Raw genomic sequence first — 14,825 nt, 5'->3', positions numbered from 1 at the left:
ATGCGGATGTAAAGAGCGGGAGTATAACCTGATTCGCCTCGCCCTCTACTCATTGGAGCCTTATGCCACGCTGCTTTTGGTGTACCGACGATCCGTTGTACCAGGCCTACCACGACCAGGAATGGGGAACACCGCAGCGTGATCCGGCGTTGCTGTTCGAGATGCTTTTGCTCGAAGGGTTCCAGGCGGGGCTGTCATGGATCACGGTTTTACGTAAACGCGAGCGTTATCGCGAGGTGATGCATGGCTTCGACCCGGTGAAGTTGGCGCAGATGAGCGATGAACGGATCGAAGCACTGATGCTCGACGCCGGCATCATCCGCAACCGCCTCAAGCTCAAGGCCGCCCGGCGCAACGCCCAGGCCTGGCTGGCTGTGGATAACCCGGCCGAGTGGCTCTGGTCGTTTGTGGGCGGCACGCCCAAGGTCAACCATTTCAAGGACCGAAGCGAAATGCCTGCCGTTACCGATGAAGCCAAGGCAATGAGCAAGGCCCTGCAAAAAGCCGGCTTCACGTTTGTCGGCCCAACCATCTGTTATGCCTTCATGCAGGCCACCGGTATGGTCATGGACCACACCACCGATTGTGATCGCTACGCCGCCTTGGCGCGCTGACGGGGTACAATGCGCGCCTTGCTGAAATAAGGAATTCGCCTGTGGAAAAGTTCAAGGGCGCCCTGATGGTCGGGGTGCTTCGACTGTTCGCCAAGTTGCCCTGGGGCGCTGTGCAGCGCGTCGGCGCCGGTATCGGCTGGCTGATGTGGAAGGTCCCGAACGGGTCGCGCAACGTGGTGCGTATCAACCTCGCCAAGTGTTTCCCGGAGATGGACCCGGCCGAACGTGAGCAACTGGTCGGCCGCGCGCTGAGAGACATCGGCAAATCCTTTGTCGAAAGCGCTTGTGCCTGGATCTGGCCACCGCAGCGTTCGCTGGAACTGGTCAAGGAAGTGCACGGCCTGGAAGTGCTGGAGCAGGCCCTGGCCTCGGGCAAGGGCGTGGTGGGCATCACCAGCCACCTGGGTAACTGGGAAGTGTTGAACCACTTCTATTGCAACCAGTGCAAACCGATCATCTTCTACCGCCCGCCAAAGCTCAAAGCTGTGGATGATTTGTTGCGTGAACAGCGAGTGCAGATGGGTAACCGCGTGGCGCCTTCGACCAAGGAAGGCATCCTCAGCGTGATCAAGGAAGTGCGCCGCGGGGGCCAGGTGGGCATTCCTGCCGACCCGGAACCTGCTGAGTCGGCGGGTGTGTTCGTGCCGTTCCTGGGCACCCAGGCCCTGACCAGCAAGTTCGTGCCGAACATGCTGGCCGGTGGCAAGGCGGTGGGTGTGTTCCTGCATGCGTTGCGGCTGCCGGACGGGTCTGGGTTCCGGGTGATTCTGGAAGCGGCGCCGGAGGCGATGTACAGCACGGATGTGACCGAGTCGGCGGCGGCCATGAGCAAGGTGGTCGAGCGGTATGTGCGCGAGTATCCGAGCCAGTACATGTGGAGCATGAAGCGCTTCAAGAAGCGCCCGGCGGGTGAGCCGCGTTGGTATTGAGATAGTTGGGGGCGCTTTGCGCCCCATTCGCGGGGCAAGCCCGCTCCCACAAGGTACAGAGTGACCCTCAGGTTGTGCAGGACTTGTGGGAGCGGGCTTGCCCCGCGAATGGGCTGCAAAGCAGCCCCGGCAATCTCAGACTTTATTCAACTTCTTGAGAAATACAGTCATCTCTTTCTCGGCCTGCTTATCCCCATGGGCCTGCGCCGCCACGATCCCGTCCTCCCAGGCCTTGCGCGCCGCCGCCAAATCCCCCTGCAACTGATACGCCTTACCCAGCAACTTCCACGCTGCCGAATACTTAGGGTCCTGTTCCACGCAACGCGCCAGGTGCACCGCCGCCTCAGCGCCATTGCCCTCGTCCAGCCAGGCCTTGCCAAGGCCGAACCTCAACAGCGGGTTATCCACACCCTTGGCCAGCATCTTCTCCAGCGATTCGCGCATGCCCTCTTCTCCTAGAAGAAACTCAAGCCGACGTGGAACAGCTTCTCCACATCCCGAATGTGCTTTTTATCCACAACGAACAGAATCACATGGTCACCCGATTCGATCACTGTGTCGTCGTGGGCAATCATCACCTCTTCGTCACGAATGATCGCGCCAATGGTGGTGCCTGGCGGCAGGGCGATGTCTTCGATGGCCTTGCCGACCACTTTGCTCGACTTCGAATCGCCATGCGCCACGGCTTCGATGGCCTCGGCCGCGCCGCGGCGCAGGGAGTGCACGCTGACGATATCGCCACGCCGCACGTGGGCCAGCAAGGTGCCGATGGTGGCCAGCTGTGGGCTGATGGCGATGTCGATCTCACCGCCCTGCACCAGGTCCACATAGGCCGGGTTGTTGATGATGGTCATCACCTTGCGCGCACCCAGGCGCTTGGCCAGCAGCGACGACATGATGTTGGCCTCGTCGTCGTTGGTCAGGGCCAGGAAGATGTCGGCGTCGGCGATGTTCTCTTCGAGCATCAGGTCTTTGTCCGACGCACTGCCCTGCAGCACCACGGTGCTTTCCAGGGTGTCGGAGAGGTGGCGGCAGCGGGCCGGGTTCATCTCGATGATCTTCACCTGATAGCGGCTTTCGATGGCCTCGGCCAAGCGCTCGCCAATCTGCCCGCCACCGGCGATGACCACGCGCTTGTTGGTCTCGTCGATGCGTCGCAGCTCGCCCATCACGGCGCGGATGTCTTTTTTCGCGGCGATGAAGAACACTTCGTCATCGGCCTCGATCACGGTGTCGCCGCGTGGGGTGATCGGCCGGTCACGGCGGAAGATCGCCGCCACACGGGTGTCGACGTTGGGCATGTGCGCACGGATCTGGCGCAACTGCTGGCCCACCAGCGGGCCGCCGTAGTACGCCTTGACCGCCACCAGTTGCGCCTTGCCTTCGGCGAAGTCGATTACCTGCAGTGAACCTGGGTGCTCGATCAGGCGCTTGATGTAGTTGGTCACCACCTGCTCGGGGCTGATCAGCACATCGACCGGGATGTGGTCGTTGTGGAACAGCTCTTCGCGGGTGAGGTAGGCCGATTCCCGTACCCGGGCGATCTTGGTCGGGGTGTGGAACAACGAGTAGGCGACCTGGCAGGCCACCATGTTGGTCTCGTCGCTGTTGGTCACCGCCACCAGCATGTCGGCGTCGTCGGCACCGGCCTGGCGCAGCACCGTCGGCAGCGAGCCGCGGCCTTGCACCGTGCGGATGTCCAGGCGGTCGCCGAGGTCGCGCAGGCGCTCGCCGTCGGTGTCGACCACGGTAATGTCGTTGGCCTCGCTGGCCAGGTGTTCTGCCAGCGTACCGCCCACCTGCCCCGCGCCGAGGATGATGATCTTCATCCGCTACTCCCTAACCGTTGTGCTTATCCGCGTGACGCGGCGATCTTGATCAGCTTGGCATAGTAGAACCCGTCGTGGCCGCCTTCCTGGGCCAGCAACTGGCGGCCATGTGGCTGGCGCAGGCCGGCCTCGGTGGCCAGGTCCAACTCACGGGCGCCCGGGGTGCGGGCGAGGAAGGCGTCGATCACCTCGGTGTTCTCGGTCGGCAAGCTCGAGCAGGTGGCATAGAGCAGCATGCCGCCCACTTCCAGGGTTGGCCACAGGGCATCGAGCAGCTCGCCCTGCAACGTGGCCAGGGCCGGAATGTCGTCGGCCTGACGGGTCAGCTTGATGTCCGGGTGGCGGCGGATTACACCGGTGGCCGAGCACGGGGCGTCGAGCAGGATGCGCTGGAACGTTTTGCCGTCCCACCAGCTGGCGGTGTCGCGGGCATCGCAGGCGATCAGCTCGGCGTCCAGTTGCAGGCGATCGAGGTTCTCGCGCACGCGGGTCAGGCGCTTGGCTTCCAGGTCGATGGCCACCACCTGCGCCAGGCCAGCTTCGGCTTCGAGCAAGTGGCAAGTCTTGCCGCCCGGGGCACAGCAGGCGTCGAGCACGCGTTGGCCGGGGGCCAGTTCGAGCAGGTCGGCGGACAGCTGTGCGGCTTCGTCCTGCACGCTTACCCAGCCTTCGGCAAAGCCAGGCAGGCTGCGCACATCGCAGGGCTCATTCAGCACTATGCCGTCACGGCTGTACTGGCAGGCGCTGGCGCCCACGCCGGCCTCAGCCAGCAAGGCCAGGTAGGCATCGCGGCTGTGGTGGCGGCGGTTGACCCGCAAAATCATCGGCGGGTGGGCGTTGTTGGCGGCGCAGATGGCTTCCCATTGCTCGGGCCAGAAGGCCTTCAGCGATTTCTGCAGCCAGCGCGGGTGGGCAGTGCGCACCACCGGGTCGCGCTCCATGCCAGCGAGCAGCGCTTCGCCTTCACGCTGCGCGCGGCGCAGCACGGCGTTGAGCAGGCCTTTGGCCCACGGCTTTTTCAGCTTGTCGGCGCAACCCACGGTTTCGCCGATGGCGGCGTGCGCCGGAATGCGCGTGTAGAACAGCTGGTACAGGCCGACCAGCATCAAGGCCTGCACATCGGCATCGGCCGCTTTGAACGGCTTCTGCAGCAACTGCGCAGCGAGCAGGTCGAGGCGCGGCTGCCAGCGGGCGGTACCGAAGGCCAGGTCTTGGGTCAGGCCCCGGTCGCGTTCGTCGACCTTGTCCAGTTGTGCCGGCAACGAGCTGTTCAGCGAAGCCTTGCCGCTGAGCACAGCGGCCAAGGCACGGGCGGCGGCCAGGCGTGGGTTCATTGGCCGAGCACCTTGCCGGTGGCGAATTTCTCGCGGCGGCTGTTGAACAAGTCGCTGAAGTTCAGTGCCTTGCCGCCGGGCAGTTGCAGACGGGTCAGGCTCAGTGCCTGGTCACCGCAGGCGACTACCAGGCCGTCCTTGCTGGCAGACAGGATCTCGCCAGGGGCGCCGTTGCCTGTGGACAACGTCGCAGCCAGCACCTTCACGCTTTCGCCGTCCAGGGTGCTGTGGCACACCGGCCACGGGTTGAAGGCACGCACCAGGCGCTCCAGCTCCACGGCCGGGCGGCTCCAGTCGATGCGTGCTTCGTCTTTGTTCAGCTTGTGGGCATAGGTGGCCAGGGCGTCATCCTGGCCTTCACCCTGCAGCGAGCCGTCGGCAAGGCCAGCAATGGCTTGAATCACCGCAGGCGGGCCCATTTCGGCGAGGCGGTCATGCAACGTGCCGCCGGTGTCTTCGGCGCTGATCGGGGTGACCACTTTGAGCAGCATCGGGCCGGTGTCCAGGCCCGCTTCCATGCGCATCACGGTCACGCCGCTCTCGGCATCGCCGGCTTCCACGGCGCGCTGGATCGGCGCCGCACCGCGCCAGCGTGGCAGCAGAGAGGCGTGGCTGTTGATGCAACCAAGGCGCGGAATATCCAGCACGGCCTGGGGCAGGATCAGGCCGTAGGCGACCACCACCATCAGGTCGGGCTTGAGCGCGGCGAGTTCTGCCTGGGCATCGGCATTGCGCAGGGTTGGCGGCTGCAGCACCGGGATGTCGTGGGCCACGGCCAGTGCCTTGACCGCGCTCGGCATGAGCTTCTGGCCACGCCCGGCTGGGCGGTCCGGCTGGGTGTAGACGGCCACGATCTCATAGGGGCTGTCGAGCAGTGCCTTGAGGTGTTCGGCGGCAAACTCTGGAGTGCCTGCGAAGACGATGCGCATGGAGTTCTCGCTGCAAAAAAGAAAAAGGCTTGCCGGAGCAAGCCTTCTGGAAGGTGGGGATCAGGCTTGCTGGCGGTGCTGCTTTTCCAGCTTCTTCTTGATCCGGTCGCGTTTGAGCGTGGACAGGTAGTCGACGAACAGCTTGCCGTTGAGGTGATCGAACTCGTGCTGCACGCACACGGCCAGCAGGCCTTCGGCTTCGAGCTCGAACGGCTTGCCGTCGCGGTCCTGGGCTTTGACGCGCACCCGCAGGGGGCGGTCGACGTTTTCGTAGAAGCCAGGCACCGACAGGCAACCTTCCTGGTACTGGCCCATGTCGTGGGTCAGTTCTTCGACGACGGGGTTGATGAAGACCCGCGGCTCGCTGCGGTCTTCGCTCAGGTCCATCACCACCACTTGCTTGTGGACGTTGACCTGAGTCGCAGCCAGGCCGATGCCAGGCGCTTCATACATGGTTTCAAACATGTCGTCGATCAGCTGGCTCAGGGCGTCGTCGAACACCGTCACCGGTTTGGCGAGGGTGCGCAGGCGCGGGTCCGGGAATTCGAGAATGTTCAAGATGGCCATAAGGTCGGGCAGTCACTGTGCGTTCGGTTGAAAACTGAGCACACATAATAAAGGTAATCGGGGGATTCGGCACCTGGCAAAGCTCGGCTAGGGTTTAAACGAACGGCTTATCACCCATTTGATGGACAGGTTGTCAAAGCGTTATCAACACAGTTATCCACAGGTTGTGCCACGTCGATGGCCCCGTTTCGATCAAGGATGATCCTCATGTTGACCCACCATTCGTCGCCTTGCGCGCCTGCCGAACTGGAGGCGAGGTTGCGCCTGCACCGCCTGCCGGACACAGGGTTACGCCGCTTTCACAGCCTGCTGAAAGCTTTTGGCAGCGCTTCTTCGGCGCTGAGTGCGCCGGCCGCAGCCTGGCGCGCACTGGGCATTCCGCAAGCCAGTATCGACGCCCGAAGAAGCGCCGAAGTGCGTGACGGTGCGCTGGCTGCAATGGCCTGGTTAGAGCGCCCGGGCCAGCATTTACTGATGTGGGACAGCCCTGGCTACCCTGCTCTGCTGGCTGAAACCGACGACCCGCCGCCGTTGCTTTTCGTCGCTGGCGACCCCGCATTACTGGAAAGGCCACAGTTGGCAATTGTGGGCAGCAGGCGTGCTTCACCGCCCGCGCTCGACACTGCCCGAGCATTTTCCCGCTACTTGGCGCAGACGGGTTTTACCATTACCAGCGGCCTGGCACTGGGTATCGATGGTGCCGCTCATCGGGCAGCGTTGCAGGCCGGGGGCGGCACAATTGGGGTGCTCGGGACGGGGCTGCAAAAACTTTATCCACAGCGCCATCGCGAGCTTGCCCAAGCGATGATCGACAGCGGCAGCGCGCTGGTTTCCGAGTACCCGCTGGATGCCGGCCCGCTGCCGGGCAATTTTCCGCGGCGTAATCGCATCATCAGTGGCTTGTCGCTGGGCGTATTGGTTGTGGAGGCGAGCCTGGCCAGTGGCTCGCTGATCACGGCGCGCTTGGCGGCTGAGCAGGGCCGCGAGGTGTATGCCATCCCAGGCTCCATCCACCACCCAGGTGCAAAAGGCTGTCACCAGTTGATTCGCGACGGTGCCTTGCTGGTGGAAAGTGTGGAACAGATTCTGGAAAGCCTGCAGGGCTGGCAGAACCTGCCCCCGGCCATTGTTGAACAGCGTGATCACCCCCTGCTCGCCTTGCTGCATGCCGCGCCCCAGACTACCGAGAGCCTGGCGCACTGCAGCGAACTGTCGTTGGCCCAGGTGATGGCGCAGCTCACCGAACTGGAGCTTGAAGGGCGGGTCAGCAATGAAGCCGGGCGTTGGTTTGCCCGCGTTGGCTAAGTACACTGCTCACAAGCAAGGTATATAGGCGGAGAGACAGCAATGGTGAGCAGTTTTCGTGTGCAACAAGCCGCACGTGAGATCCGGGCGGGCGCGGTTATCGCCTACCCGACGGAAGCGGTCTGGGGCCTGGGCTGTGACCCGTGGAACGAGGACGCGGTGTATCGCCTGCTGGCGCTCAAGTCGCGGCCTGTGGATAAAGGGTTGATCCTGATCGCCGACAATATCCGCCAGTTCGACTTTTTGTTCGAAGATTTCCCCGAGGACTGGATTGACCGCATGGGCAGCACCTGGCCTGGCCCGAACACCTGGCTGGTGCCGCACCAGGACCTGTTGCCGGAGTGGGTGACCGGCCAGCACGACACGGTGGCGCTGCGGGTCAGTGACCACCCGCAGGTGCGTGAGCTGTGCGCGCTGGTCGGGCCGCTGATTTCCACCTCGTGCAACCCCGGCGGTCGCCCGGCGGCGAAGAGCCGATTGCGGGTGGAGCAGTACTTCCATGGCCAGCTGGACCTGGTACTGGGCGGGGCGTTGGGCGGGCGGAAGAACCCAAGTGTGATTCGCAACCTGGCGACGGGCGAAGTCGTTCGGCCGGGCTAAATTGCCAAGCGCCGATACCCCTCCTTGTGGGAGCGGGCTTGCCCCGCGAAGAGGCCAGCCCAGGCGGCCAGTGTGTATGGCCAGGGCTTCGCCCTGGTTCGCGGGGCAAGCCCGCTCCTACAATTGATCGAGTCGCCTGGAATTTCTCTGATCTTTATCCAAATGGCTGTCCGGCATTCAGTTTGGGAAAACTCCTACATCTCGTAACGAATACCATCACCTTCTCAGTGGGAAGTCCTGTCTCTAGGCTTCAGACCGTCGCCGAACAACTTGGCGATCGGGTGTGGTAGCCCGGATGCATCTTTTCCATGACAGTCTATGGCGGCTGTGCGCGGGAGGCTTTCGAGCCTGCCTGGTTTGGAAAATGCCCGGGTCTACCACCTCGCGTACAGCCGCCACCCAATTCACGTGGTAGTGATTGGCGGCGGCATTGTGGAGCATTTTCCAATGGTCAAGAAAATAGTCCCCGATCCACCCCTACCCAGCACCTCAACTCGACCCTTCGGCCGTTGCGATGCCGGTCATGATCCACTCTTCACCGTAAACCCGAACATTTCCGCTGAAGACGCTTTGGTCCACGTCGCCCTATACCTGCGCAGCGCCTATGAAACTGGCTACAAAGCCCTGGACTATATGCGTGAAGAAGGCCGTGGCATGTTCTGGTCGAACCTGCATGCGATTGAAATGGCAGAGGGTGTGGTGGAGGCGATACTCGATGGCATCGAGTCGACCCCACAGCCGCAGAAGAAAGTGTGAGGGCTGACAGGTGCCTGCCTTGAGGGTTCTAGCGCCTGTGAAATCGAGCGCCGCCCGCGCGGCGCTTCGCAGCACAAGGCTGCTCCTACATTTGTTTCGGGCCAATCAATCCTGAGACACAGGCGCGCGGCCCCTGTGGCATCCACCTCGATATCGTGTGGAACAAACAAGGCGGTCGCGCGCGCTGGGACAGGCGTTACTGGCCCGAAACCGATGTAGGAGCAGCCTTGTGCTGCGAAGCGCCGCGCGGGCGGCGCTCGATCTACGCAACACCACAACAACCCAGCCAAGCACCTGGCCGCCCTGATGCGATCCCGTGCCTAAATCAAGGCAACAAAACAGTCGACCCCACAGTCCGTCGCGCCGACAGCTCCGCCTGCGCCTTGGCCGCCTCACTCAGCGGATACCGCTGCTGGATATCCACAACCAGCTTCCCACTCGCAATCATCGCAAACAGGTCATCGGCCATGGCCTGGGTGTTCTCGGCATTATTGGCATAGCTCGCCAGGGTCGGCCGGGTGACATACAGCGAGCCCTTCTGCGCCAGAATCCCCAGGTTCACCCCGCTCACCGCGCCCGAAGCATTGCCAAAGCTCACCATCAACCCACGCGGCTGCAGGCAGTCCAGCGAGGTCAGCCAGGTATCGGCCCCCACGCCGTCGTACACCACCGGGCATTTCTTGCCGTCGGTCAACTCCAGTACGCGCTTGGCCACATCTTCATGGCTGTAGTCGATGGTTTCCCACGCCCCCAGCGCCTTGGCCCGCTCGGCCTTCTCAGCGGAGCTGACAGTACCGATCAACTTGGCCCCCAGCGCTTTGGCCCATTGGCAGGCCAGCGAACCCACGCCACCGGCAGCGGCATGGAACAGGATCACGTCGCCCGGTTGCACCGCATAAGTCTGCTTGAGCAGGTACTGCACGGTCAGGCCTTTGAGCATCACCGCCGCTGCCTGCTCAAAGCTGATGTTATCCGGCAGTTTGACCAGGTTGGCCTCGGGCAGCGTATGCACTTCGCTGTAGGCACCCAGCGGGCCGCCGGCATGGGCAACCCGATCGCCGACTTTCAGGCGGGTGACGCCCTCACCCACGGCTTCGACCACACCAGCGGCCTCGGTGCCGAGCCCGGAAGGCAAGGATGGCGGTGCGTACAAGCCGCTGCGGAAATAGGTGTCGATGAAGTTCAGGCCAATCGCCTGGTTACGCACGCGGACCTGCTGTGGCCCAGGTGGGGCGGGGTCGAACTCTACAAGCTGCAGAACTTCCGGGCCGCCATGCTGGCTGAACTGGATACGCTTGGCCATCTCGCACTCCTGTTGTCGGGATTGGTAACAGCCCTCTATCGGACGCCTTTGCTTGATCGCCGTCAACTGCGGCGCGTCAGCCGCCGGTGGTATGCTACGCGGCGAATTCTTCTCTGCCCGCTCCAGGTGACCCGATGACCAGCCGCACCGAGGCCGTGAAAGCCTACCTGCTCGACCTGCAAGACCGCATCTGCTCCGCCCTTGAACGTGAGGACGGCGGCGCCCGCTTTGTCGAGGACGCCTGGACGCGTGAAGCCGGTGGCGGGGGCCGCACGCGGGTGATCGGTGAGGGCAAGGTGATCGAGAAAGGTGGGGTCAACTTCTCCCACGTGTTCGGCGCCGGCCTGCCACCGTCGGCCAGCGCCCACCGCCCCGAGCTGGCGGGCCGTGGTTTCGAGGCCCTGGGGGTGTCGCTGGTGATTCACCCGCACAACCCGCACGTGCCGACGTCCCACGCCAATGTGCGCTTCTTCATCGCCGAAAAAGAAGGCGAAGAGGCGGTGTGGTGGTTCGGTGGCGGTTTCGACCTGACCCCGTACTACGGCAACGAAGAAGACTGCATCCACTGGCACCGTGTGGCCGAGCAGGCCTGCGCGCCATTCGGCGCTGACGTGTACCCGCGCTACAAAGCCTGGTGCGACCGCTACTTCCACCTCAAGCACCGTGGCGAACCACGCGGCATTGGCGGGCTGTTCTTCGACGACCTGAACGAGTGGGACTTCGACACCTGCTTTGCTTTCATCCGTGCCATTGGCGATGCCTTTGTCGAGGCCTACCTGCCGATCGTCCAACGCCGCAAGGACACGCCCTATACCGCCGAGCAGCGCGAGTTCCAAGAGTACCGTCGCGGTCGCTACGTGGAGTTCAACCTGGTCTACGACCGTGGCACCTTGTTTGGCCTGCAATCGGGTGGGCGTACCGAGTCGATCCTTATGTCGCTGCCGCCGCAGGTCCGCTGGGGCTACGACTGGAAGGCCGCGCCTGGCAGCGAAGAAGCGCGCCTGACCGAGTACTTCCTGCAAGACCGCGACTGGCTCGCCCAGTAAACCTGTGGATAACCGAGGAGCCCCCATGGACCAGTACGTCGTTTTCGGTAACCCCATCGGCCACAGCAAGTCGCCGCTGATCCACCGCCTGTTCGCCGAGCAGACCGGCCAGGACCTGGAATACGCCACCCTGCTGGCGCCGCTGGACGAGTTCAGCGATTGTGCCCGCGGTTTCTTCAAGCAAGGCAGTGGCGGCAATGTCACGGTGCCGTTCAAGGAAGAAGCCTACCGCCTGTGCGACAGCCTGACCCCACGTGCCCAGCGGGCGGGTGCGGTGAATACCCTGAGCAAGCTGGCGGATGGCTCGCTGCGGGGGGACAACACTGACGGTGCTGGCCTGGTGCGCGACCTGACGGTGAATGCGGGGGTTGAGCTGGCGGGTAAGCGGATCCTCATTTTGGGTGCGGGCGGTGCGGTGCGTGGGGTGCTGGAGCCGATTCTGGCGCACGATCCGCAGTCGCTGGTGATCGCCAACCGCACGGTAGAAAAGGCCGAGCAACTGGCGCGTGAGTTCGCTGAGCTGGGGCCGGTGGTGGCCAGCGGGTTCAGCTGGCTGCAGGAGCCGGTGGACGTGATCATCAACGCCACCTCGGCGAGCCTGGCGGGCGAGATGCCGCCGATTGCCGACAGCCTGGTCGAGGCGGGGCGCACGGTTTGCTACGACATGATGTACGGCAAGGAGCCGACGCCGTTTTGCCAATGGGCTACCAACCTAGGTGCGGCCAAGGTGCTGGATGGGCTGGGGATGCTGGCTGAGCAGGCGGCGGAGGCGTTCTTTATCTGGCGTGGGGTGAGGCCGGATACGGCGCCGGTGCTGGCTGAGCTTCGTCGGCAATTGGCTCGGGGCTGAATTTGAGATTTTGGGGCCGCTTTGCGGCCCATCGCAGGCAAGCCAGCTCCTACAAGTACAGCGCCAACCTCGGGCCTTGTGATATCCCTGTAGGAGCTGGCTTGCCTGCGATGGGCTGCAAAGCAGCCCCAGGATTTCAGCCTCAATCCTCAAACCTGATCGGACACAAATCCACCCCTTCCAACTTCTGCAATTCCTCGACCACCTGCGGCCGCGCCCGCTGCAAGGTCAAACTGCCCCCCGCCCGCCGCAACCGCCGTGCCTCCCTGTGCAACATATCCACACCCGAATAATCGATAAAATTCACCTGCCGCGCATCGATCACTACATGCGGCCCCTGGCAGCGCTGCAAGCGCACCTGCAGGTAATGCGCCGCGCCAAAGAAGATCGACCCTCCCACCCGCAGCACGTCGGCCTGCCCTTCGCGGCTCTGCTGCACCCGTGGCCGGGACGTGCGTTTGAGGTAAAAGAACAGCGAAGCCAGCACCCCGGCATAGATCGCGGTCTGTAGCTCCAGCAGCAAGGTCGCGGCGGCGGTCAGGGCCATGACCAGGAACTCCGAGCGGCTGACCCGGAACAGCGCCCGAATGCCACGGTGATCCACCAACCCCCAACAGATCAGCAGGATGCTGCCCGCCATCGCCGGGATCGGCAGGTGGGCGATCAGCGCTGCCCCTGCGACGGCAAACAGCGCGACCCACAGGGCCGAGAACACCCCGGCCAGCGGTGAGCGGGCGCCGGCGTCATAACTTAAGCCCGAACGGGTGAAAGAGCCTGATGACAGGTAACCGGAGAAGAACGCGCCGACGATGTTCGACAGGCCCTGGGCGCGGATCTCCTGGTCGGCGTCGATCAGCTGTTCAGAGCGCGCAGACAGCGACCGGGCGATCGACAGGCTGGTGACCAGGCCGAGCATGCCCACCGCCACCGCAGTCGGCAGCAGCCGCAGCATCAGCTCCACGTCCAGTAGCGGCAGTGGGCTCAACGGGGGCAGTTGGCCAGTGAACGCAGGTACGCGCGGCACATGGCCAAAAAAACCAGGCAGTGACCAGGCCAGCAAACTGACCACGACCAGGCTTATCAACAGGCTCGGCCAGCGTGGCCGCCAGAGCTTGAAGGCCATGCCGATCAGCACCGTGGTCAGCCCCAGTATCAGCGACGGCAGGTCGACCTCCCCGGCGTGGCTGGCCAGGTCTTGCACGGTTTTCAACGCCGTGGCCTGGCTTGGCAAGTCCATGCCCAACAGGTTAGGCAACTGGCCGAGGGCGATGACGATGGCGGCGCCCAGGGTGAAGCCGAGCACCACCGAGTGGGAGACGAAATTGACCAGTGCGCCGAAGCGCAGCAGGCCGAGCAAGAGCTGGAAGATGCCGGCGAGCAATGTCAGCAGCAGGACCAGCGTGATGTAGTCGGCGCTGCCCGGTACCGCCAGGGGGCTGACGCTGGCGTAGAGGACGATCGAGATGGCTGCGGTCGGGCCGCAGATCAGGTGCCAGGAAGACCCCCACAAGCAGGCAATGAGCACCGGAACGATGGCGGCGAACAGGCCGTATTCCGCGGGCAGGCCGGCGATCAGGGCGTAGGCGATGGATTGCGGCAGGGCAAGGATGGCGCCGCTCAGGCCGACCAGCAGGTCCTGGCGCAGGCTGCGGCCCGATTGGCGGGGGAGCCAGGCAAGGAAAGGCAGCAGCTGGATGAGGCGGTGCATAAGTATTTCAGTTTCCCGAGTGTTGTACCGGCCCCCTGTGGGAGCGGGTTTACCCGCGAATGCGTCGGTGGCTTCACTAGAGCATTCGCGGGTGAACCCGCTCCCACAGGATGAGTGTGATTATCGAGATTACAGTTTGCTTGTGACGGCCTCTTTGGCATCGCCACCGGACTTGGTGCTGACCCCAGCCAACCACCCTTCCAGTACTTCGGGATGCGCCTTCACCCAAGCCTTGGCTGCTTCATCGAAGCTCACTTTCTTATCCACAACCTCGGCCATGATGCTGTTTTCCATGTCCAGGGTAAATGTCAGGTTGCCCAGCAGCTTCGCTGTATTCGGGCATGCCTGTGCATAACCTTTGCGGGTCAGGGTGTAGACCTGGCCCTTGCTGCCAAACCACTTTTCCCCACCGGTGAGGTAGTGCATCTTCAGCTTCACGTTCATCGGGTGCGGTGTCCAGCCGAGGAAGGTGATGAATTGCTGCTTCTTCACGGCGCGGTCCACTTGCGCGAGCATCGCCTGCTCACTCGACTCCACCAGCTTCCACTGGCCGAGGTCGAACTGGTTCTGGTCGATGATTTCTTTCAGCGACAGGTTGGCAGGCGCGCCAGAGCCGATCCCATACAGTTTCTTGTCGAACTGATCAGCGTGCTTTTGCAGGTCGGCGAAGTCTTTGACCCCGGCGTTCCACACATAGTCGGGCACCGCGAGGGTGAACTCGGTGCCTTCAAGGTTGCGTGACAATTGCTGTACATCACCATTGGCGATGAACTTGTCATGAAACCCCTGGTGCGCCGGCATCCAGTTGCCGAGGAAGGCATCGACGCGCCCGTCCTTGAGGCCGCCATAAATGATCGGCACGGCCAGGCTGTCGATCTTTACCTGGTAGCCGAGGCGTTCCAGCAGCAGGCGGGCGATGGCGTTGGTGGTGGCGATATCGCTCCAGCCGGGGTCGGCCATCTTCACGGTGCTGCATTGCGCGTCTTCGGCGTGAGCCGTGGCAGCGCCCAGGCCGAGGGCCAGGGCAAGCACGGCGGCGGAGATTTTTTGCATGG

Annotated in this window: 15 protein-coding genes; 7 read left to right on the top strand and 8 right to left on the bottom strand. The window is 63.4% G+C overall.

Features of this window, described 5'->3' with window-relative positions; translation table 11 throughout:
* Positions 1-62: 62 nt before the first annotated feature.
* Both D886_RS0100600 and D886_RS0100595 read left to right on the top strand, forming a co-directional pair.
* Entirely contained in the window at positions 63-614 is a 552-nt protein-coding gene (locus D886_RS0100600) for a DNA-3-methyladenine glycosylase I (protein ID WP_027592053.1), read from the top strand.
* Positions 615-655: 41 nt separating this feature from the next.
* The gene (locus D886_RS0100595; protein WP_027592052.1) at positions 656-1,543 is read left to right on the top strand and encodes a lysophospholipid acyltransferase; all 888 of its coding nucleotides are present in this window, start codon (positions 656-658) and stop codon (positions 1,541-1,543) included.
* 135 nt (positions 1,544-1,678) lie between these two features.
* Here the strand turns inward: D886_RS0100595 and D886_RS0100590 are convergent, their stop codons facing one another.
* Genes D886_RS0100590 through def form a run of 5 tightly spaced genes read right to left on the bottom strand, consistent with a single transcriptional unit; the run spans position 1,679 to position 6,202 of the window.
* On the bottom strand, positions 1,679-1,987 hold the full coding sequence (locus tag D886_RS0100590; RefSeq protein ID WP_027592051.1) for a tetratricopeptide repeat protein: 309 nt from the start codon (positions 1,985-1,987) through the stop codon (positions 1,679-1,681).
* A gap of 11 nt (positions 1,988-1,998) precedes the next feature.
* Entirely contained in the window at positions 1,999-3,372 is a 1,374-nt protein-coding gene (gene trkA / locus D886_RS0100585) for a Trk system potassium transporter TrkA (protein WP_027592050.1), read from the bottom strand.
* A gap of 23 nt (positions 3,373-3,395) precedes the next feature.
* The gene (gene rsmB / locus D886_RS0100580) at positions 3,396-4,706 is read right to left on the bottom strand and encodes a 16S rRNA (cytosine(967)-C(5))-methyltransferase RsmB (RefSeq protein WP_027592049.1); all 1,311 of its coding nucleotides are present in this window, start codon (positions 4,704-4,706) and stop codon (positions 3,396-3,398) included.
* Positions 4,703-5,635, bottom strand: coding sequence for a methionyl-tRNA formyltransferase (gene fmt, locus D886_RS0100575; protein WP_027592048.1), 933 nt, complete (start codon positions 5,633-5,635; stop codon positions 4,703-4,705). Before fmt ends, rsmB begins: the two co-directional genes overlap by 4 nt.
* Before the next feature lie 60 nt (positions 5,636-5,695).
* A complete protein-coding gene (def, locus tag D886_RS0100570) occupies positions 5,696-6,202 on the bottom strand; it encodes a peptide deformylase (protein ID WP_027592047.1) in 507 nt (168 codons plus the stop codon).
* 207 nt (positions 6,203-6,409) lie between these two features.
* Between def and dprA the strand changes: the two genes are divergently transcribed.
* From dprA to D886_RS0100555, 3 genes are all read left to right on the top strand, one after another.
* Entirely contained in the window at positions 6,410-7,507 is a 1,098-nt protein-coding gene (dprA, locus tag D886_RS0100565) for a DNA-processing protein DprA (protein WP_027592046.1), read from the top strand.
* 42 nt (positions 7,508-7,549) lie between these two features.
* A complete protein-coding gene (locus D886_RS0100560) occupies positions 7,550-8,107 on the top strand; it encodes an L-threonylcarbamoyladenylate synthase (protein WP_027592045.1) in 558 nt (185 codons plus the stop codon).
* Between the two features lie 447 nt (positions 8,108-8,554).
* Positions 8,555-8,863: a hypothetical protein gene (locus tag D886_RS0100555; protein ID WP_027592044.1), complete on the top strand. Its 309-nt coding sequence runs from the start codon at positions 8,555-8,557 to the stop codon at positions 8,861-8,863.
* A 325-nt stretch (positions 8,864-9,188) separates the two neighbouring features.
* Here the strand turns inward: D886_RS0100555 and D886_RS0100550 are convergent, their stop codons facing one another.
* Complete coding sequence (locus tag D886_RS0100550) at positions 9,189-10,166, bottom strand: NADPH:quinone reductase (protein ID WP_027592043.1); 978 nt, start codon at positions 10,164-10,166, stop codon at positions 9,189-9,191.
* A 134-nt stretch (positions 10,167-10,300) separates the two neighbouring features.
* Here D886_RS0100550 and hemF point away from each other — a divergent pair, with 134 nt between their 5' ends.
* Together hemF and aroE are read left to right on the top strand one after the other, a co-directional pair.
* On the top strand, positions 10,301-11,212 hold the full coding sequence (hemF, locus tag D886_RS0100545; protein ID WP_027592042.1) for an oxygen-dependent coproporphyrinogen oxidase: 912 nt from the start codon (positions 10,301-10,303) through the stop codon (positions 11,210-11,212).
* Positions 11,213-11,237: 25 nt separating this feature from the next.
* Positions 11,238-12,062, top strand: coding sequence for a shikimate dehydrogenase (gene aroE / locus D886_RS0100540; protein WP_027592041.1), 825 nt, complete (start codon positions 11,238-11,240; stop codon positions 12,060-12,062).
* A gap of 142 nt (positions 12,063-12,204) precedes the next feature.
* Here the strand turns inward: aroE and D886_RS0100535 are convergent, their stop codons facing one another.
* Both D886_RS0100535 and choX read right to left on the bottom strand, forming a co-directional pair.
* Positions 12,205-13,770 carry a SulP family inorganic anion transporter gene (locus D886_RS0100535; protein ID WP_027592040.1) on the bottom strand — a complete coding sequence of 522 codons (1,566 nt, stop codon included), beginning with the start codon at positions 13,768-13,770 and terminating at the stop codon, positions 12,205-12,207.
* A 129-nt stretch (positions 13,771-13,899) separates the two neighbouring features.
* Positions 13,900-14,823, bottom strand: a complete 924-nt coding sequence (choX, locus tag D886_RS0100530) for a choline ABC transporter substrate-binding protein (protein ID WP_027592039.1) — start codon at positions 14,821-14,823, stop codon at positions 13,900-13,902.
* Positions 14,824-14,825 lie beyond the last annotated feature (2 nt).

The organism is Pseudomonas sp. LAIL14HWK12:I7 (assembly GCF_000483465.1).
In the GTDB taxonomy this organism is placed as follows: Bacteria; Pseudomonadota; Gammaproteobacteria; order Pseudomonadales; family Pseudomonadaceae; genus Aquipseudomonas; species Aquipseudomonas kermanshahensis.
This window is presented reverse-complemented; position numbering and strand designations above follow the sequence as displayed.